This is a genomic window from Streptomyces sp. NBC_01506, from assembly GCF_045040295.1.
GTDB lineage: Bacteria > Actinomycetota > Actinomycetes > Streptomycetales > Streptomycetaceae > Streptomyces.
In genome coordinates this window covers 7,975,977-7,994,166 of the sequence record NZ_CP109422.1, presented here as the reverse complement: position 1 = coordinate 7,994,166, position 18,190 = coordinate 7,975,977, and the positions used below count along the sequence as shown (strand labels likewise).

The window sequence follows — 18,190 nt, the reverse complement described above, 5'->3', positions numbered from 1 at the left end:
CGGCCGGATTCAGAGCGGCTTGCGGCCGAGCACGCGGTTCGCCCGCGTACCCACACCCCACGCGGTGACCCGCCAGAGCGCTTCCACGAGGATGTCGCGGCTCATCTTGGAGTCGCCCAGCTCGCGGTCCACGAAGGTGATCGGCACCTCCACGACATGGCAGCCGGCCTCGACGGCGCGGCGCGCGAGGTCGACCTGGAAGCAGTAACCCTGCGAGGCGACCTCGTCCAGTCCGAGCCGGTCGAGCGTCTGGGTACGGAAGGCGCGGAAGCCGCCGGTGATGTCGCGCAGCGGCAGGCCGAGCAGCGCCCGTGAGTACGTGCTGCCGCCGCGGGAGATCATCTCCCGCGTCCGCGGCCAGTTCACCACCCGGCCGCCGGGCACCCAGCGCGAGCCGAGCACGAGGTCGGCGCCCTTGAGGGCGGTCAGCAGCCGGGGCAGCTCCTCGGGCTGGTGGGAGCCGTCGGCGTCCATCTCGACCAGCACGCCGTAGTCGTGGTCCATACCCCAGCGGAAGCCCGCCAGATAGGCCGCGCCCAGTCCTTCCTTGCCCTTGCGGTGCAGGACATGGATCTGGCTGTCGTCGGCGGCGAGTTCGTCGGCGATCTTTCCGGTGCCGTCGGGGCTGTTGTCGTCGGCCACGAGAATGTCGGCCTCCGGGACCGCCGCGCGCAGGCGCTTGACGGTCCGTGTGATGTTCTCCGCCTCGTTGAAGGTCGGGATGATCACCAAGGCTGCGCCGAGCGGGCCGTACTGCCTCTGACCACCGTCGTTCACAACTGCCCCTTAATCGCCGTACGCAGAAGTACCACCTTAGCGAGCACGCGAGGGGTGTCCGGCCACTCGGTGACGGGGTGTCGCACGGGAAGGGGCGCGCGCGGCCGGAATACGGCGGTCGGGCGGCCGGGCGCAGATCCCGGGTCCGGGGATCGGGTCCCGGCGTCCTTCGGGCCGACCTGGGACCCGCCGGCTGCGGGTCGACCGAAAGCCGTTGTCTACTGAACGCCGGGGCCCTACCCGGGTCGCACCCGCCGACCGGCGGAAACCTTCCCTCACCCCCGAGGCGCGGGCGCTGAACCTGGCTCCCAGCGGCGGTGCGCCGGTGCGGCACACCAACCCCATGACCCAGCGGCGTTCGACGACTGCGAGGGAGTTGCCGGTCGGACGTCCTGTGGTGGACCCGGCCGAACCTACCGGCCGGTGAGTGCTTGCTGTCAATACTCCTTTGACCTGCGGAAATTATCTGTTTCAGCAGGTCAGCGCGGAAGATCCGCTGGTCGCGACAGTGGCCGGTAAGCATCGGTCGGCCGTATGGAGACACGGGTACATCACTCGTTCGGTCGCACGAACACCGTTCGTCCGCCCACCACGGTCCGCAGACAGACGGGCAGGGCGGCGCCGGGTGTGAGATCGGGCAGGCCGGGGGTGCCCGAACGCGGGTCGGTGGACCAGCGGGAGACCCGGTCGTCGGGTGCCTGGACGATCAGCTCCTCGGTGCGCCACAGCGCGTAGTCGGCGGGCGCGCCGGGCACCAGCACCCCCGTGTCGTCCCGGCCGACGGCGCGCCCGCCGCCGCGCGTATGGGCGGTGAAGGCGGCGCGTACGGAGATCCGGTGGGCGGGTGTGCGGTGGAAGGCGGCGGCCCTGATCGTGCCCCATGGGTCGAGCGCGGTGACCGGGCTGTCCGAGCCGAAGGCGAGCGGGACACCGGCGCGCAGAAGGGCGGCGTACGGGTTGAGCGTGCCGGCGCGCGCCTCGCCGAGCCGGTCGGCGTACATGCCCGCCGTACCGCCCCACGCCGCGTCGAACGCGGGCTGGACGGAGGCGGTGAGGCCGAGTTCGGCGAAGGCGGCGACGGTGTCGGGGGTCAGCATCTCGGCGTGCTCGACCCGGTGGCGGGCGGCCCGGATACGGGCGAGGCCGAGCGTGTCGGCGGCGGCGCGCGTCCCGGCGACGACCGCGCCGATCGCGGCGTCCCCGATGGCGTGGAAGCCGGCCTGGAGACCGGCTTCGGTGCAGGCCGTGACATGGGCGGCGATACCGGCCGCGTCGAGGTGCGCGGCGCCGGTGTGGGGCGCGTCGGCGTACGGCTCGCTCAGCCAGGCGGTGTGCGAACCGAGGGAGCCGTCCACGAAGAGATCGCCCGCCGCGCCGATGGCGCCGAGTCCGCGGATCCGTTCGGCGCCCTTGGCGTCGCTGATCGGCTCGGCCCAGTAGCCGTGGACGCGCGGGCCCGGCTCGTCGTCGGCGAGCCGCAGCAGGCCGGTGAAGTCGTCCTCGGCGGAGATATCGGGGCCGGCGCACTCGTGGAGCGTGCCGATACCGAGCGCCGCCGCGCGGGCGCGCGCGACGCGCTGCGCCTCGGTGCGCTGCGCGGGGGTCACGGCGGCGTGCGCGGCGGCGCGTACGGCGTGGTGCGCGTCGCCGGTCAGCGGGGCGTCCCGATGGAATCCGGCCAGTTCGGCGATGCCGGGCACCAGATCGAGCAGCGCGGTGGTCACGACGGCCGAGTGGACGTCGACGCGGGTCAGGTAGAGCGGTCTGCCGCCCGCCGCCTCGTCGAGTTCGGCACGGTTGGGGGCACGGCGCTCGGGCCAGCGCGCGGCGTCCCAGCCGTGCCCGAGGAGCACCCGGTCGCCGGGGTGCGCGGTGCGGTGGGCGCGTACGAGCGCGAGCGCGTCACCGAGCGTCCGGGCGCCGGCCAGGTCGAGTCCGGTGAGGGCGAGCCCGGTGGCGGTGGTGTGGACGTGCGCGTCGGTGAACGCCGGTGTGACGAGGGCGCCTTCGAGGTCGACGGTCTCGTCGACACCGGAGGCGAAGGAGTCGGCGGCGCCTTCGGAGCCGACCCAGGCGACATGACCACGTTCGACCACCATCGCCGTGGCGAAGGGGTCGGCGGGGCTGTGGACGTCTCCACCGCGCAGCAGCACGGTGCGGGGTTCGCTCTGAGGGGCGGCGCGATCGTTCATGGCGCCCAGTCTCCCGCCTCCTGGGGAGACGGCCTCACGCAGGGTGCGAAGGCGCGGGCGGGTGCGGGAACCCGCAGAACCGCCCGGCGAGTGAGCCGAAGGGCGCGCCGCTGTCGAAAGGGAGAGCGCGCGCAGGCCCCGAGGAACGAGGGGGCGAGCACGCACGCAGGGTGCGAAGGCGCGGGCGGCTGCGGGAACCCGCAGAACCACGCGGCGAGTGAGCCGAAGGGCGCGCCGCTGTCGAAAGGGAGAGCGCGCGCAGGCCCCGAGGAACGAGGGGGCGAGCACGCACGCAGGGTGCGAAGGCGCGGGCGGCTGCGGGAACCCGCAGAACCACGCGGCGAGTGAGCCGAAGGGCGCGCCGCTGTCGAAAGGGAGAGCGCGCGCAGGCCCCGAGGAACGAGGGGGCGAGCACGCACGCAGGGTGCGAAGGCGCGGGCGGCTGCGGGAACCCGCAGAACCACGCGGCGAGTGAGCCGAAGGGCGCGCCGCTGTCGAAAGGGAGAGCGCGCGCAGGCCCCGAGGAACGAGGGGGCGAGCACGGTCGACCGTCGACAGTGGCTCTAAGCGCCCGGAGGCGAACCGAGCCCCTAAAAATACGGCGCCCTCGACTCGTACGGCGTGGACAGGACCACCGTCGTACGGGTGGAGACACCGGCCAGGGTGCGGATACGCGTCAGCAGGTGTTCCAGATCCAGCGGCGTGGCCACCCGCACCTTCAGGATGTAGTTCTCCTCGCCCGCCACGCTGTGGCACGCCTCGATCTCGGGGATCGGGGCGAGCCGTTCCGCGATGTCGTCCGGCGCGCTGGGGTCGAACGGTTTGACCGAGATGAACGCGGTCAGCGGCAGGCCGACGGCTTCCGGGTCGACCACGGCGACGTAGCCCCGTACGACTCCGCGCTGCTCCAGCCTGCGCACGCGCTGATGCACCGCCGAGGTGGACAGACCCGTGGCCTTGCCCAGGTCGGTGTAGCTCATCCGCCCGTCCTTGACGAGCAATTCCACGATCTGACGATCCAGCTCCTCCATGCGGATCAACCTATTGCCCCGGGCGCTTCCGGCACAGTCGACGGCGTACCGGATCGTCACTTGCGCCGGGCATGTGACGAAGACCACAGGTGTGTCACCGGGTCCGTCGAGACCTTACGGTTACCTGCCTCGCGCGACGGGAATTGCTTGCTGTGGTCGATGCCGCACGTGGCTGTTCGGCCCACCCGAGGGGGAGTGCCTGTATGCAGAGCCTGAAGCGCACCGGACGTATCGAACCGGAGCCCGTTGATCCCGTCGAGGCCGATGAGCTCGACTTCTACGACACCTTCGAGATGTACCGGGTCGTGTGCCCGGACTGCTCCCAGCCGATCGCCCTGCTGGCGGACGAGGACAGCCTGCCGGAGCACGCGCTGTGCCCCAGCCCGTGGAATCCGTTCGTCCTCACCGTGTGCGCGGGTACGGGCCGTTCGGCCCTGGACACCCGGCCGGCCGACGAATCGCTCGACGCCCAGGAGCAGGACACCGCACTGCTGCTGACGCTCCCTCAGGGCCTGGACTGGCGGACGCAGCCGTTCTCCCATGCGGGCGGCCCGAGTTCACGCCCGTTCAAGATGCCGCACCAGCGGCGTCATGCCGCCTGACGCACCCTCACATCGCGCGCGATCGCCATCTCCGGCCGCCGACCCGCCTGTCGAGCTGCCCCTTCGCCAAGCCGCCTGACCCGTCCGCCAGTTGGTGACAACCGACGGACGGGACCAGCATGGCGTGCGGGCGGTCAGCGGGTCTCCGGGCCGGCGATATGCCGGGCGATCACCATGCGCTGGATCTGGTTGGTGCCTTCGACGATCTGGAGCACCTTCGCCTCGCGCATATAGCGCTCGACGGGGAAGTCGGCGGTGTAGCCGTAGCCGCCGAGCACCTGGATCGCGTCCGTGGTGACCCGCATCGCGGAGTCCGTGCAGAACAGCTTCGCCATCGCCGCCTGCCGGGAGAACGGCAGGCCCGCGTCGCGCAGTCGCGCCGCCGCGAGGTACAGGGCCCGCCCCGCCTCGATACGGGTGGCCATGTCGGCGAGCATGAAGCGCAGCCCCTGGAAGTCGGCGATGGGGCGGCCGAACTGGCGGCGTCCCGTCGCGTACTCCACGGCCTCGTCGAGAGCCGCCTGGGCAACGCCCACGGCACAGGCCGCGATCCCGAGACGGCCCGAGTCGAGCGCGGCCAGGGCGATCGCGAACCCCTGCCCCTCGTCGCCGATCCGCCGGTCGTCGCCGATCCGGACGCCGTCGAAGTGGACCTGGGCGGTGGGCGAGCCCTTCATGCCCATCTTCTTCTCGGGCGGGGCGGCGGCCAGCCCGTCGGCGTCGCCCGGCACCAGGAACGCCGAGATACCTCCGGCGCCCTCGCCCCCGGTGCGCGCGAGCACGGTGTAGAAGTCGGCGATGCCGCCGTGTGTGATCCAGGCCTTGGTGCCGGTGATCAGCCAGTCGTCGCCGTCCCTGACGGCCTTGGTGCGCAGCGAGGCCGCGTCGGAGCCCGAGGCGGGCTCGGAGAGGCAGTACGCGCCGAGCAGGCCGCCGCCCAGCATGGTGGGCAGGCGCTTGGCCTGCTGGTCGGCGGTGCCGTACGCGGCGAGCGCGTGGCAGGCCAGGGAGTGGACGCTGACGCCGAGGCCGATGGTGAGGCGGGCCGCGGCCAGCTCCTCGAGGACCTGGAGGTAGACCTCGTACGGCTGGTCGCCGCCGCCGTGTTCGGAGTCGTACGGCAGGCCGAGCAGTCCGGATTCGGAGAGGAGGGAGAAGGTCTCCCGCGGGAAGTGGCCCGCCTCCTCCTCCGCGGCGGCCCGGGGGACGATCTCCCGCTCGATGATGTCGCGTACGAGTGCGAGCAGGTCCTTGGACTCCTCGGTGGGCAACTGACGTTCCACCGGTCGCGAAGCGCGGTCGGGCATGGCGGCGCTCTCCTCCCTGTCGGGGCGCTACGGCGGTCGCGCGCGGGGTGTGGTGGCGCCGCCGGTCGGGGCCCGGGGGTGTCCCCGGACGGAATGCTGCCCAGCCGATGCTGCCTTCCCGGGTCACGGGTGCGGCTGACCAGCGGCTGTGGCGCGTTGAGTATGCCCGATCGGCGGGGTGCAGTCACGGGGAGCCCGTCGCCGGGGGCTGCCGTCGAACATACCGGGGAATTGGTCCATACCATTGGGCCCGGACCCCGGTCCGGCGCTCGGTGACGAATCGTCAGAGGCCGGTGTACGGAACGAAGTCCGGGTCCGGCGGTGGCGCCGGGCAGTCCGGCGCGAACTCCTCGATCGTGTTGAGCGTGTGCCGCAGCATCCGTACCAGCAGATCGCGCGGGATCTCCCGGGGCAGCTCCTCGCGGTGCTCCAGCCACTCGAGCGTCAGCCACTCGACGCTGCTGAGCCAGCCCAGCAGGGCGAGCCGGGCGATCGGCGGGATGTCCTGGCGGCCGTACGCGCGCTCGACGATGGCGGAGACCAGTCCCGTACGGACCGTGTCGCGGATGGCCTGCACCTGGGTGTCGAAGCCAACGCCGCCTGTGGTGATCGTCCGGTAGGCGGCCTCGTTGAACTCGGCGAACCTCAGATACGCCTCGACGGTGCGCTGTACGCGCTGGGTGGTCGGCAGGTCGTCGCCGCCCGACGCGAGCGAGACCAGTTCCATCACCGAGTCCTCGATGATGGCGAGGTAGTAGCCGCGCTTGTTCTTGAAGTAGTAGTAGATCAGCCCTTTGGCGACGCCGGCGTGCTGGGCGATCTCGTCCATCGACAGCGCGTCGTACGACGTGTCGGCGAACAACTTCCGGCCGGTGGCGATGAGTTCGGAACGGCGCAACTGCGCCCGCTCGCTTTCGCCACGCTGCTGCCTGTTGTTCAAATCCGCGCGTCCCAGTCTCGGCTGTCACAGGAGATCGCAGTATCGCAGACTCGCCGTCCACGGCCGAAGCCGCCGGTGGCGCCGGGGCCGCTGTCGCTATGCGGTGCGACGGCATCCGGTGAGGAGGGTGGCGACCATGTGCTTGGCGTCGGCCTGGTCGTAGTCGGGGCCGGTGATGCAGAGGTTTCCGATGGCGCGCATCAGCGTGTACGCGGTGATGCCGGGGTTGAGTTCGCCGGCGGCGGCGCAGGCGTCGAGCAAGGTCGCGCAGGCCGGGACCAGGGTGTCGAGCATGAGGGTGTGGAGGTTCTCCAGCCCTGGATCACCGGACCCCAGGGCGGCGCCGAGACCGTGCTTGGTCACCAGGAACTCCACGAACGCGTCCGTCCACAGGGTCAGGGCGGTGAACGGGGAGGCGGACTCCTCAAGGAGCCGGGGCGCGAGTGCGGTGCAGGCGTCGATCTGGTGCCGGTAGACGGCGGTGACGAGGTCCGCCCGGGTCGGGAAGTTCCGGTAGATCGTGCCGATGCCGACGCCGGCGCGTTCGGCGATGTCGCGGATCGGGGCCTGGACGCCCTGGTCCACGAAGACCGCCGACGCCGCCGCCAGTACACCGCTGCGGGTGCGCTGTGCCTGTGCCTGGCGTACTCCGGCCGGTTCCGGCACGGGCTCCTCCTTTACTCGCGGAACAATGTTCCGCTAGATTGGCGGAACGACGCTCCGCCAAAGTATGGCAGAGCGGTCCCATGGAGAAAGCGCAGGTCCCCCATGCCTTCCCGCCACCTCGACCAGCAGATCGTCTCGGTCAAGCCCCTTACCGTTCCCGCGCCCGGCCGCGGCGCCGACCTTCTGGTGAAGGTCACCGCCCCCCGGTCGGGCCAGGACCTGCCCGTCATCGTGTTCTCCCACGGCAACGGGTGGTCCCTGGACGGATACGAACCCCTCGTCGACCGATGGGCGACGGCCGGATTCGTCGTCGTGCAGCCCACCCACCTGGACTCCCGCCGCAACGGCATCGGATGGGACGACCCGCGCTTCGCCACCATCTGGCGCGTACGGATCACCGACCTCCACGCGGTCATCGACGGCCTCGGCGACATCCTTGCCCAGGCCGGCGACCTGGAGGCCCGCGCCGACCGCGCGCGCATCGCGACCGTCGGCCACTCCTGGGGCGCCCAGAGCGCCGGCGCGATCCTCGGCGCGCGCGTGTTCGACGCCGACGGCATTCCCGGAGAGGACTTCTCCCACCCCGCGGTCTCGGCCGGCGCGCTGATCGCCGCGACCGGAACCGGCGACACGCTCACTCCGTTCGCCGCCGAGCACCTTCCGTTCATGAGGCCGGACTACTCCACCATGACCACCCCGGCCCTGATCGTCGCGGGCGGCAAGGACCAGTCGCAGCTCTCCACCCGGGGGCCGGAGTGGTTCACCGACGCCTACCACCTCAGCCCGTCCCCCAAGAGCCTGCTCGCCATCGCCGAGGGCGAGCACACCCTGGGCGGCATCGCCGGCGAGAGGGCCGCCGAGACCACCGACGAGGACCCCGCCCGCGTCGCCCTCGTCGCCGACGCGATCTCCGCGTACCTCCTCGACGCCTTCAAGCTCGACGACGCCCCATGGACCGCCCTCAACAACACCGCCACGGCCGGCGACGGCACGTGGAACATCACCAGCAAGTGAACCCGGCCGGACCGCGCTGTCGGCCGAGCCGAGGACCCCTCGCTCTCGTCGCGAGAGGCCCTTCCCGGTTCCGTCAGTAGACCCCCACAGAGGCAAGCGCGGCCTTCTGACCCGCTGTGGGCTCCACGGGCCAGTACAGGTAGCAGACACCGCCGGTGCCGGAGGCGACCGCGCCCGACGCGTTGTAGCGCTTGGTGCGCAGCCAGATGTTCTCCCACTCGCGGCGCCGGTAGACCCGCCGTACGGCCGCGTTGCTCGGCGAGGCCGGGTCGTTGGCGATCACGTCGCCGTCGGGCGTGAAGCCGATCACGGTCATCAGATGGCCGGAGGTGCCGTAGCCCGCGCCGGTCAGTTCGCTCGCCAAGAAGGACTGTGACGTTATGACCGGGATGCCCGCGCGGATCAGCCGCTCGACGTCGGTCAGCGAGCCGAGCCGGGTGACGACGGCGTTCATGTCCCGGTAACTGGTCGCGTACGCCGCGTTGAAGGGCCAGTTGCCGCAGCCGTCGTACTGATAGTCGAAGGTGTACCGGGCCGCGTGGCAGACCTGCGGGTCGGCGAACGCCGGGTTCACCCAGGCCAGATCGGCGGCGGTGGGCTTACGGCCCCAGTACTCGATGATCATCTGTGAGGAGGTGGGGCTGCACCATGCCTCGCCGCCGTTGTCGTACTCGGGGTACTGGCCGACGTGGGTGTTCTGCGAGTAGCGCGGCACGGTCAGCTCGCGCGAGACCTGGTGCGCGGCCGCCGGGACGGTGAAGCGGTCGGGGATGTCCGAGGCCATCGCGCCGACCCGCCGGACCGTGGGCGTGAGCGTGGTGCCCGGCTTGCGGTGGAGCGTGAGGCGGAGCTGGTAAGAGGCGAGGCGCAGACCGCTCGCGGCGTCGTCGATGGCGAAGGTGTCGGTCCAGATGGTGCTGCGGTCGTCCGTCTGGTCGTCCACGGACGTACGGCGGATGTCGCCGTCCCCGGACGCCCAGCGGCCCATCACGTACCAGGGGGTCGCCGTGCCGTCGGAGTAGGTGCCGCTCAGCTCGGTCTGGATCCAGGTGCCCGCCGGAGTCTCGGCGTTCCAGGAGGCGATCGCCTCGGTGGCCGGGACCTTGGAGCGGTGGACGGGCGAGGTCCAGGTCGCGTACTCCCAGGTGCTGGTCTTCCCGGTGTGCGGGTCCGCGTAGTCGGTGCTGCCCGCCGGGGCGGCGATGACCAGACCGGACCGGCTGCCGGTGAGGACCTTCGTGCCGTTGGCCCGGCCGCCGCGCCAGTCGGCGGCCGAGCTCCAGAAGCGGTTGTCCACGAGAGCACCCGCGCGGCGGTGGCCAAAGGACGTCCCGGGAGCGGAGGAAGGTGCGGAGGAGGGTGTGGAGGCCAGGGCGGGCGCGGCGGCGGAGAGCGCGCCCGCGCCGGCCGCCGCGAGGGCGGTGGCGAGCACCGTACGGCGCGACGCCGGGCTGTTCCGGGACGATGCTGGACTGTTCATGGGACCCCCGGGTCACTGGTCTCTTCACTGGTTTGTGCACGACAGTCCGTCAACTATCGCGGTTCCCTGACCCCTTCTGCCAGCGATTCTTCTCGCGTCGCGAGACCAATATTGGTCTCCACCACTGACACGGACACCCCCTGCGGGCGGGCTTAGGGTGGCCGGGTGGACGACCTCACCGAAGCCGCCGTGACCCTGCGCGCGCTGCCGCCCTCCTGCGGGCCGGTGCGGCTGGTCGCGGTCGACGGCCATGCCGGTTCCGGCAAGAGCACCTTCGCCGCGCGGCTCGCCGCCGCGCTCGGCGGCGCTCCCGTGCTGCACCTGGACGACCTGGCCACGCACGACGCCCTCTTCGACTGGACGCGGCGGCTGGCCGACGACGTGCTCGGCCCCCTCGCGCACGGCGCGACCGCGCGGTACGCGCCGTACGACTGGACCCTGCGGAGCTTCCGTGCGCCCCTGCCACTGCCTCCCGCGCCGGTCGTCCTGATCGAGGGGGTGGGCGCGGGCCGGGCGGCGGTACGGCCGTGGCTCGCGAGGCTGCTGTGGATGGACCGGGGCGCCGAGGAGTCCTGGCGACGGGGCCGCGAGCGCGACGGAGCCGGACTGTCGGCCTTCTGGGACACCTGGACGCGGGCGGAGACGCGCCATTTCGCGGCTGATCCCTCGCGTCCTTTCGCCGATGTTCTGGTACGTGAGTGGCAGCAGGGGTACAAGTGGCTGCCCGCGGCTCCTGCGACCGCGCCACAGGATCATCCCGTCACCTACGGTGACCGGACATTGCCTCCGCACTGAGCAGTCGCAAATCAGCCCCGAAGGTGCCTCAACTCGGCTTGACCAAGGGGTGGGACAGGTCTTACGTTCTCAATGTGCGGCTTTTCGGAGCTGCCCCAGACGCGAAGCCCCCGGTTGTTCCCCCGTGATCGGGGGCTTCGTTCTGCTCTCTTCGCCACCTCCCGGCGCCGTCCCCCACCCAGCGATCACCCTGGGTCACCGGCGCGGGCGGGACGGCCGCGCCCTTAGTCGCGCACCCTCTGCGCAGGTACGATGCCTCTTGGTGGGGTCAATTCCCGTCCACGACAAGGTGGTTCAGCACGCTCTGCCGACGGGCGCCCGCCCGGCGGGACATCACGGGGTCATGGTTTGTGGGGGGCCTGATGGACATCGGCACGCAGGGCGCTCAGGCCCCGGCCGATCTCGCGTGGGTGCGTGGTGTGGATGCCTACACGATGGGGGCGTATCCACAGGCGGAGGACGAGTTCCGGGAGGCCGTACGGCTCGATCCCGGAATGGCCGACGGCTGGCTGGGGCTGCACGCGCTACGGGTCGACACCACGACCGCGCTGCTGCACATGTACCGCCACCGTGACCGCTTCGGCGAGCAGCGCTCGCGCCACCGCCGCACGCTCAACTCCTGGTACTGGCTGGGCTGGTGGGTGCAGCCCGTGCTGGAGAGCCGGCGCGATCTGCTGCTCGCGCACGCCTCGCACTGGCTCGACGGCCGGCACGTACCCGAGCTGGACCGGGCGCTCGCCGGGCTGCCGCCGGTGGACGCCGATGGGCACGTGCGCTTCCTGCACGCCTGCCGGGCCTATCTGGTCAAGGACTGGGACCAGTTGGTGCGCCACACCGAATCCCTCGTCAACGATCCGCTGATGGGCATCGAGGCGGGCCTCTTCGGCGGAATGGCGCGCGTGCGCCTCGAGATGTACGGACAGGCCGAGCCGCTGCTCTCGACGTCGCTGATGCGCTGCCGCAGCGAACAGCCGCAGCGCAAGGAGCTGCGCTACTGGCTGGCGCGGGCGCACGAGGGGACCGGGCGCAGCGCCGCCGCGCTGCCGCTGTACCGGGCCGTGCACCGGATCGACCCCACCTTCATGGACACCGCCGCCCGGCTCGCGGCGATCACCGACTCCGACGGGTTCGACGGGGCGGACGAGTCGGCCGGTCTCGCCTCCGTCGCGCTGGCCGGCTTCGGTCAGGACGCGATCGACGCGCAGGTCGACGGCGAGTATCCGCAAGGGCCCGACCCTCGGCCGGGCGTCGACAGCCAGTCCCCCTTCGGGGTGGGTGGCCCGCCGGATCCCGGGGACCCGGTGGACGCGATATGGGAGAAGGCGGTCCTGCCGTCGCAGCCCGCTCCCCCGCAGTTCCCCGACCGTCCCACCGATCCGGTCCTGCTCGCCGACGCGCTGGCCGAGCTGGAGCGGATGGTCGGTCTGGAACCGGTGAAGCGCCAGGTCAAGGCGTTGTCCGCGCAGCTCAACATGGCGCGGTTACGAGCCGGCCAGGGGCTGCCCGTACAGCCTCCCAAGCGTCACTTCGTCTTCTCCGGTCCCTCGGGCACCGGCAAGACGACCGTCGCCCGCATCCTCGGCCGGGTCTTCTACGCGCTGGGGCTGCTCGGCGGAGACCATCTGGTCGAGGCCCAACGGGCCGATCTGGTCGGCGAGTTCCTGGGGCAGACGGCGGTGAAGGCGAACGAGCTGATCGACTCGGCGATCGGCGGCGTGCTGTTCGTCGACGAGGCGTACAGCCTCGCCAACTCCGGCTACAGCAAGGGCGACGCGTACGGCGACGAGGCCCTTCAGGTGCTGCTGAAGCGCGCGGAGGACAACCGCAACCATCTCGTGGTGATACTCGCCGGCTATCCGGAGGGCATGGACCGGCTGCTCGCCACCAACCCCGGTCTCTCCTCCCGCTTCACGACGCGCGTCGACTTCCCCAGCTACCGCCCCCTCGAACTGACCGCGATCGGCCAGGTGCTGGCCGCCGAGAACGACGACGTGTGGGACGACGAGGCGCTGGACGAGCTGCGCAGCATCAGCGGCCATGTGGTCGACCAGGGCTGGATCGACGAACTGGGCAACGGCCGTTTCCTGCGGACGCTGTACGAGAAGAGTTGCGCCTACCGCGATCTGCGGCTGTCCGGTTACACCAGCACACCGGGGCGCGCCGATCTGGCCACGCTGCGGCTGGCGGATCTGATGCAGGCGTACGGCGAGGTGCTGTCGGGCCGGGGGCCGGTGGACCGGGGGCGCGGTCCGGTGGATCCGCCGCCCCTCTGACCGTTGCGGTGAGAGGGACGGCGGCAGGCGCGATCAGTGCGCCAGGACCTGCTCCGACGGGTCGGGCGGGCCGGCCGTACCGCCGGTGCGCAGGGGCACCGGCGCCGTCGCCTCCCGGTGGGACGGGTCCCGTACCTCACCGACGAGCATTTCCAGTACGTCCTCCAGCGCGACGAGCCCCAGCACCCGGCCCGACGCGTCGGCGACCTGCGCGAGGTGCGTGGCTGCCCGGCGCATGACGGTCAGGGCGTCGTCCAGCGGCAGCTCGGCCCGCAGGGTCGTCATCGGCCGCCAGACGTGCTGCGGTACGGCGCGCTCCCGCTCCTCCAGGTCGAGGACGTCCTTGACATGCACGTAACCCATGAAGACCCCGGCGTTGTCGGCGCAGACCGGGAAGCGGGAGAAACCGGTGCGCACCGTCAGCTCCTCGATCTCGCGGGGCGTGACGGCGGGCGTCACCGTGACCAGCCCGGCCCGGGTGAGCAGGACGTCGGTGACCGGCCGGGAGCCCAGCTCCAGGGCGTCCTCCAGGCGCTCCTGCTCGGCCGGTTCGAGGAGGCCGGCCTGGCCGGAGTCCTCCACGAGGCGGTTGAGCTGTTCGCTGGTGAAGGCCGCCTCCACCTCGTCCTTGGGCTCGACGCCGAAGGCCCGCAGGACCAGCCCGGCGCAGGCGCCGAGGGCGGCGGTGACGGGGCGGCAGAGCCGGGCGAATCCGACGAGTCCGGGGCTGAGCCAGATCGCGGTCTTCTCCGGTGCGGCCATGGCGAGATTCTTCGGGACCATCTCGCCGATGACGAGATGCAGGAAGACGACCAGCGCGAGGGCGATGAAGAAGCCCAGCGGGTGGATCAGCCCCTCGGGCACATGGGCGGCGTGGAAGACCGGTTCGAGGAGATGCGCCACGGTGGGCTCGGCGACCGCGCCGAGCGTCAGGGAGCAGATGGTGATGCCGAACTGCGCGGCGGCCATCATCTGCGGAAGATTCTCCAGTCCGTGCAGCACCTGTCGGGCGCGTGCCGATCCCTGGGCGGCGTGGGGCTCGATCTGGCTGCGGCGTACGGAGACGAGTGCGAACTCGGCTCCGACGAAGAATCCGTTGGCGAGGACGAGCAGGACGGCGAAGAAAAGTTGCAGGACGCTCACCGGGCCGCCTCCGCCTTGGCCGGGGCGGCTGTCGTCGTGGCCGAGACCTGGACTTCGACCGTGGCGGGCTGCCGGGACGGTACGGCGGTCCGTACGCCGACGGCCGGGACGTCGCCGGTGCGCACCAGGCGCACCCGCTCGGCCCGGTAGCGGCCGACCTGCCGGACGGACAGGCGCCAGCCGGGCAGCTCCGCCCGGTCGCCCGGTGCGGGGATACGGCCCAGCAGGTCGGCGACCAGCCCCGCCACCGTCTCGTACGGCCCGTCGGGCACTTCGAGCCCTATCCGCTGGAGGGAGAGGACCCGGCAACTGCCCTCGGCGTCCCAGGTGGGACGGCCGTCGTCGGTGGCGACGGAGGCGAGTTCGGGCCGTCCGTCACCCTCGCTGTCGTGCTCGTCCAGGACCTCGCCGACCAGTTCCTCGATGATGTCCTCGAGGGTGACGACTCCGGCCGTACCGCCGTACTCGTCCACGACCACGGCGATGGGCTGCTCGCTGCGCAGCCGCTCCAGGAGCTGCTGCACGGGCAGTGTCTCGGGCACGAGCTGGGCCTGTACGCAGATCCGGCCGACCGGCACCCGCCGGCGTTCGTGCGGGGGAACGGCGAGCGCGTCCTTGAGGTGGGCCATGCCGACGATCTCGTCGATGCGCTCGCGGTAGACCGGGAAGCGCGACAGGCCGGTGGCGCGGGTCAGGTTGAGCACGTCGGCCGCGGTCGCGTCCGACTGGAGGGCTATGACCTTCACGCGCGGGGTCATGACGTGCTGCGCGGTGAGGTGGCCGAGGGACAGGGTCCGTACGAAGAGGTCCGCCGTGTCCTGTTCGAGGGCGCCGGCCAGCGCGGAGTGCCTGGCCAGCGAGACCAGTTCACCGGGCGTACGGGCCGAGGCCAGCTCGTCGGTCGGCTCCACGCCGAACAGCCGCACCAGCCGGTTGGCCACCGCGTTGAGCAGGGTGATCACGGGCCGGAAGACGGTGGCGAACAGATGCTGCGGTCCCGCGACGAAGCGCGCGACCTGCAACGGGCGGGAGACCGCCCAGTTCTTCGGTACGAGTTCACCGATGACCATCTGGACGGCGGAGGCGAGGAGCACACCGATCACCACGGCGACGCCGGACACGGCCCCTTCGGGGAGGCCCGTGGCGGTGAGCGGGCCGTCGAGCAACCGGGCGAGCGCGGGCTCGGCGAGCATGCCGACGACGAGGGAGGTGATGGTGATGCCGAGCTGGGTGCCGGAGAGCTGGAAGGACAGCTCCCGCAGGGCCCGGACGACGGCACGGGCGCGGCGGTCGCCCGCCGCCGCCGCGCGTTCGGCGTCCGGCCGGTCCACGGTCACGAGACCGAACTCGGCCGCCACGAAGAATCCGTTGGCGAGGATGAGAAGGAATGCCGCGGCGAGCAGCAGAAGGGGGATGGTCATGCCGCCGCCTCTTCGAAGGCGGCGGCGCAGGTACTACCGGATGATCCGTCCATTGCTGGAGGGAGTCACTCCTCGGGTCGCAGGATGCCCCGCGGGCCGGTACTCACGGCCGTCGGATGCGGGGCGGGGCGCACTTGGCGCCTCCGTCCCCAGGGTAGCCACTGGGGCGGGCACCGCAATGTTCACGCGGGACCGGAGTCCGTGGCGGTGTCTGAGGTGGTGCCCGTGGCCGTGCCCGTGTCCGCGGCTGTGTCCGTACCGGCGGCCCCGCCCGTGTCCGCGCCCGTGTCCGCGCCGGTGCCGTGCGACTCCGCGAGGGCGCGCAGCGTCCGCGCGTCGCGTACGGCCTTCTGCCGGGCGATCCCGGGCTGGATGCCGAGCACGGCCAGGCTGGTGCCGTCGCTCAGGTCGAGGAAGACCCACGGGTCGCCGACCCGCAGATTGACGCGCACGATCTGCGCCCACTCCAGCCGCCGGGTGCGGGTGATATTGACCACGGTGACGCCCGTACCGTCGGCGACGACCTTGGGGCGGCTCAGCAGGACCAGCACCCCGAAGAAGAGCAGCCCGACGAAGACGAAGCTGACCCGCTCCGCCGTGTTCAGCTTCTCCAGCGTGACGGACATGGCCGTGATGACGGCGAGCATGACCGTCCCGACGGACAGCAGGACGGCCCGGGTGCCGTTGGGCCGGAACGTCACGGGCAGGGCGGGCGGGACGGGGAGCGCGGGACGGGGGGCCGGCACGGGCATCAGGTGTGTGTCCTTCACAGGCGGCAGGCGTGGATGGCCGTGGTGAGGATGGCGCGGGCACCCAGCTCGTACAGGTCGTCCATGATCCGCTGCGCCTCCCTGGAGGGGACCATCGCGCGGACGGCGACCCAGCCCTCGTTGTGCAGCGGCGAGATGGTCGGCGACTCCAGTCCGGGTGTGAGGGCGACGGCGCGCTCCAGGTGCTCGGCGCGGCAGTCGTAGTCCATCATCACGTAGGTGCGGGCGACCAGGACGCCCTGGAGGCGGCGCAGGAACTGCTGGACCTTCGGTTCGTCGGCGTCCGCCCCGCTGCGGCGGATGACGATCGCCTCGGACCTCATGATCGGCTCGTCGACGACTTCGAGGCCGGCGTTGCGCATCGAGGTACCGGTCTCCACGACATCCGCGATGATCTGCGCGACGCCCAGCTCGATGGCGGTCTCGACGGCGCCGTCGAGGTGGACGACGGAGGCGTCCACGCCCTTGTCCGCGAGGTACTTGACGACGACACCTTCGTAGGAGGTGGCGATCGTCAGTCCGCCGAAGTCGGCGACGGAGGTGGCCGTTCCGGGCTTCGCCGCGAAGCGGAAGGTGGAGCGGGCGAAACCGAGCGGCAGGATCTCCTCGGCGCCCGCGCCCGAGTCGAGCAGCAGGTCACGTCCGGTGATGCCGATGTCGAGACGTCCGGCGCTCACATAGATCGCGATGTCGCGCGGACGGAGGTAGAAGAACTCGACCTCGTTCTCGGGGTCGACCAGGACGAGTTCCTTGGACTCCTTGCGCTGCTGGTAGCCCGCCTCATGGAGCATCGCCGACGCTGCCCCGGAGAGTGAACCCTTGTTGGGGACGGCGATACGCAGCATGAGCGCGGCTTCCTTACCTGTGCGTGGGAGCGGGAGGAGACGAGGAGGGTACGTCGACGAGCGTGACGCCCGGAGGATGAGCGTGGTGCTCAGAGATGGGAGTAGACGTCGTCGAGCGAGATCCCGCGCGCGACCATCATCACCTGGACGTGGTACAGGAGCTGCGAGATCTCCTCGGCGGTGGCTTCGGGGCCCTCGTACTCGGCCGCCATCCACACCTCGGCGGCCTCTTCGACAACCTTCTTACCGATGGCATGCACTCCCTTGTCCACCAGTTCGGCGGTGCGGGAGGTGCCGGGGTCGCCCGTGGCGGCCTTCTGCTGGAGCTCGGTGAAAAGCTCCTCGAACGTCTTCGACATGGTGTCGCCTAGCCTACGCGCTCCGGCCGGGGCGTCAGCGCCAGGGTTCGGCGACCGTGCGCAGGGTGACCGCCGTGGCGACGGCGGCGGTGACGGCCTCGTGTCCCTTGTCCTCGCGGGAGCCCTCAAGTCCCGCCCGGTCGAGCGCCTGTTCCTCGGTGTCGCAGGTCAGTACGCCGAATCCGACCGGCACCGCGGTGTCGATCGATACCTGGGTCAGCCCGTGGGTGACGCCCTGGCACACGTAGTCGAAGTGGGGGGTCCCGCCGCGGATGACGACGCCGAGGGCGACGACGGCGTCATAGCCGCGGTCGGCGAGGACCTTGGCGACGACGGGCAGTTCGAAGCTGCCGGGGACCCTGAGCAGGGTCGGCTCGTCGATGCCCAGCTCCCGCAGCGCGCGCAGGGCGCCGGCGACGAGTCCGTCCATGACCTGCTGGTGCCACTGGGCCGCGATGACCGCCACCCGCAGGTCGCCGCAGTCGCGGACGGACAGTTCGGGTGCACCCTTGCCGCTCATGTCTCTCCTGTTGTTCTTGTTGATCCGGTTGTGCCGGTTGTTCCGGTTGTACCGG

16 protein-coding genes and 1 pseudogene are annotated in these 18,190 nt (G+C 71.3%); 4 read left to right on the top strand and 13 right to left on the bottom strand.

Annotated features, from left to right (window positions below; genetic code table 11):
- Positions 1 to 9: 9 nt before the first annotated feature.
- The 3 genes from OG329_RS35920 to OG329_RS35910 all read right to left on the bottom strand — a co-directional run bounded on the left by OG329_RS35920 (position 10) and on the right by OG329_RS35910 (position 4,000).
- Positions 10 to 777: a polyprenol monophosphomannose synthase gene (locus OG329_RS35920; RefSeq protein ID WP_405800821.1), complete on the bottom strand. Its 768-nt coding sequence runs from the start codon at positions 775 to 777 to the stop codon at positions 10 to 12.
- Positions 778 to 1,328: 551 nt separating this feature from the next.
- Positions 1,329 to 2,969, bottom strand: a complete 1,641-nt coding sequence (locus tag OG329_RS35915; protein WP_405800819.1) for an amidohydrolase — start codon at positions 2,967 to 2,969, stop codon at positions 1,329 to 1,331.
- 590 nt (positions 2,970 to 3,559) lie between these two features.
- Complete coding sequence (locus OG329_RS35910) at positions 3,560 to 4,000, bottom strand: Lrp/AsnC family transcriptional regulator (protein WP_405800818.1); 441 nt, start codon at positions 3,998 to 4,000, stop codon at positions 3,560 to 3,562.
- Positions 4,001 to 4,203: 203 nt separating this feature from the next.
- Between OG329_RS35910 and OG329_RS35905 the strand changes: the two genes are divergently transcribed.
- On the top strand, positions 4,204 to 4,602 hold the full coding sequence (locus OG329_RS35905) for a hypothetical protein (RefSeq protein WP_405800817.1): 399 nt from the start codon (positions 4,204 to 4,206) through the stop codon (positions 4,600 to 4,602).
- 134 nt (positions 4,603 to 4,736) lie between these two features.
- Here OG329_RS35905 and OG329_RS35900 read toward each other — a convergent pair whose 3' ends face one another.
- The 3 genes from OG329_RS35900 to OG329_RS35890 form a co-directional block, all read right to left on the bottom strand.
- Positions 4,737 to 5,909 carry an acyl-CoA dehydrogenase family protein gene (locus tag OG329_RS35900; RefSeq protein WP_405800815.1) on the bottom strand — a complete coding sequence of 391 codons (1,173 nt, stop codon included), beginning with the start codon at positions 5,907 to 5,909 and terminating at the stop codon, positions 4,737 to 4,739.
- Positions 5,910 to 6,192: 283 nt separating this feature from the next.
- Entirely contained in the window at positions 6,193 to 6,849 is a 657-nt protein-coding gene (locus OG329_RS35895; protein ID WP_405800813.1) for a TetR/AcrR family transcriptional regulator, read from the bottom strand.
- 96 nt (positions 6,850 to 6,945) lie between these two features.
- Complete coding sequence (locus OG329_RS35890) at positions 6,946 to 7,515, bottom strand: TetR/AcrR family transcriptional regulator (protein ID WP_405800811.1); 570 nt, start codon at positions 7,513 to 7,515, stop codon at positions 6,946 to 6,948.
- Positions 7,516 to 7,617: 102 nt separating this feature from the next.
- Here OG329_RS35890 and OG329_RS35885 point away from each other — a divergent pair, with 102 nt between their 5' ends.
- On the top strand, positions 7,618 to 8,529 hold the full coding sequence (locus OG329_RS35885; protein WP_405800809.1) for an alpha/beta hydrolase family protein: 912 nt from the start codon (positions 7,618 to 7,620) through the stop codon (positions 8,527 to 8,529).
- 73 nt (positions 8,530 to 8,602) lie between these two features.
- Here the strand turns inward: OG329_RS35885 and OG329_RS35880 are convergent, their stop codons facing one another.
- Positions 8,603 to 10,009, bottom strand: a complete 1,407-nt coding sequence (locus OG329_RS35880; RefSeq protein WP_405800808.1) for a peptidase C39 family protein — start codon at positions 10,007 to 10,009, stop codon at positions 8,603 to 8,605.
- A gap of 165 nt (positions 10,010 to 10,174) precedes the next feature.
- Here OG329_RS35880 and OG329_RS35875 point away from each other — a divergent pair, with 165 nt between their 5' ends.
- Together OG329_RS35875 and OG329_RS35870 are read left to right on the top strand one after the other, a co-directional pair.
- Positions 10,175 to 10,804 (top strand): hypothetical protein, encoded by a 630-nt coding sequence (locus OG329_RS35875; protein ID WP_405800806.1) that lies wholly within the window; start codon positions 10,175 to 10,177, stop codon positions 10,802 to 10,804.
- Between the two features lie 362 nt (positions 10,805 to 11,166).
- Entirely contained in the window at positions 11,167 to 13,077 is a 1,911-nt protein-coding gene (locus OG329_RS35870; RefSeq protein WP_405800804.1) for an AAA family ATPase, read from the top strand.
- Between the two features lie 33 nt (positions 13,078 to 13,110).
- Here the strand turns inward: OG329_RS35870 and OG329_RS35865 are convergent, their stop codons facing one another.
- The 6 genes and pseudogenes from OG329_RS35865 to ribH form a co-directional block, all read right to left on the bottom strand.
- Positions 13,111 to 14,220: a hemolysin family protein gene (locus tag OG329_RS35865; RefSeq protein ID WP_405800803.1), complete on the bottom strand. Its 1,110-nt coding sequence runs from the start codon at positions 14,218 to 14,220 to the stop codon at positions 13,111 to 13,113.
- Entirely contained in the window at positions 14,217 to 15,641 is a 1,425-nt protein-coding gene (locus tag OG329_RS35860) for a hemolysin family protein (RefSeq protein ID WP_405800802.1), read from the bottom strand. The genes OG329_RS35865 and OG329_RS35860 overlap by 4 nt, the downstream gene beginning before the upstream one ends.
- Before the next feature lie 281 nt (positions 15,642 to 15,922).
- Positions 15,923 to 16,393: pseudogene (locus tag OG329_RS35855) on the bottom strand (PH domain-containing protein); the annotation flags it as partial.
- A 14-nt stretch (positions 16,394 to 16,407) separates the two neighbouring features.
- Complete coding sequence (hisG, locus tag OG329_RS35850; RefSeq protein ID WP_405800800.1) at positions 16,408 to 17,256, bottom strand: ATP phosphoribosyltransferase; 849 nt, start codon at positions 17,254 to 17,256, stop codon at positions 16,408 to 16,410.
- A gap of 89 nt (positions 17,257 to 17,345) precedes the next feature.
- Positions 17,346 to 17,615 carry a phosphoribosyl-ATP diphosphatase gene (locus OG329_RS35845; protein ID WP_405800798.1) on the bottom strand — a complete coding sequence of 90 codons (270 nt, stop codon included), beginning with the start codon at positions 17,613 to 17,615 and terminating at the stop codon, positions 17,346 to 17,348.
- Positions 17,616 to 17,649: 34 nt separating this feature from the next.
- Entirely contained in the window at positions 17,650 to 18,135 is a 486-nt protein-coding gene (gene ribH, locus OG329_RS35840; protein WP_405800796.1) for a 6,7-dimethyl-8-ribityllumazine synthase, read from the bottom strand.
- Between the last annotated feature and the right edge of the window lie 55 nt (positions 18,136 to 18,190).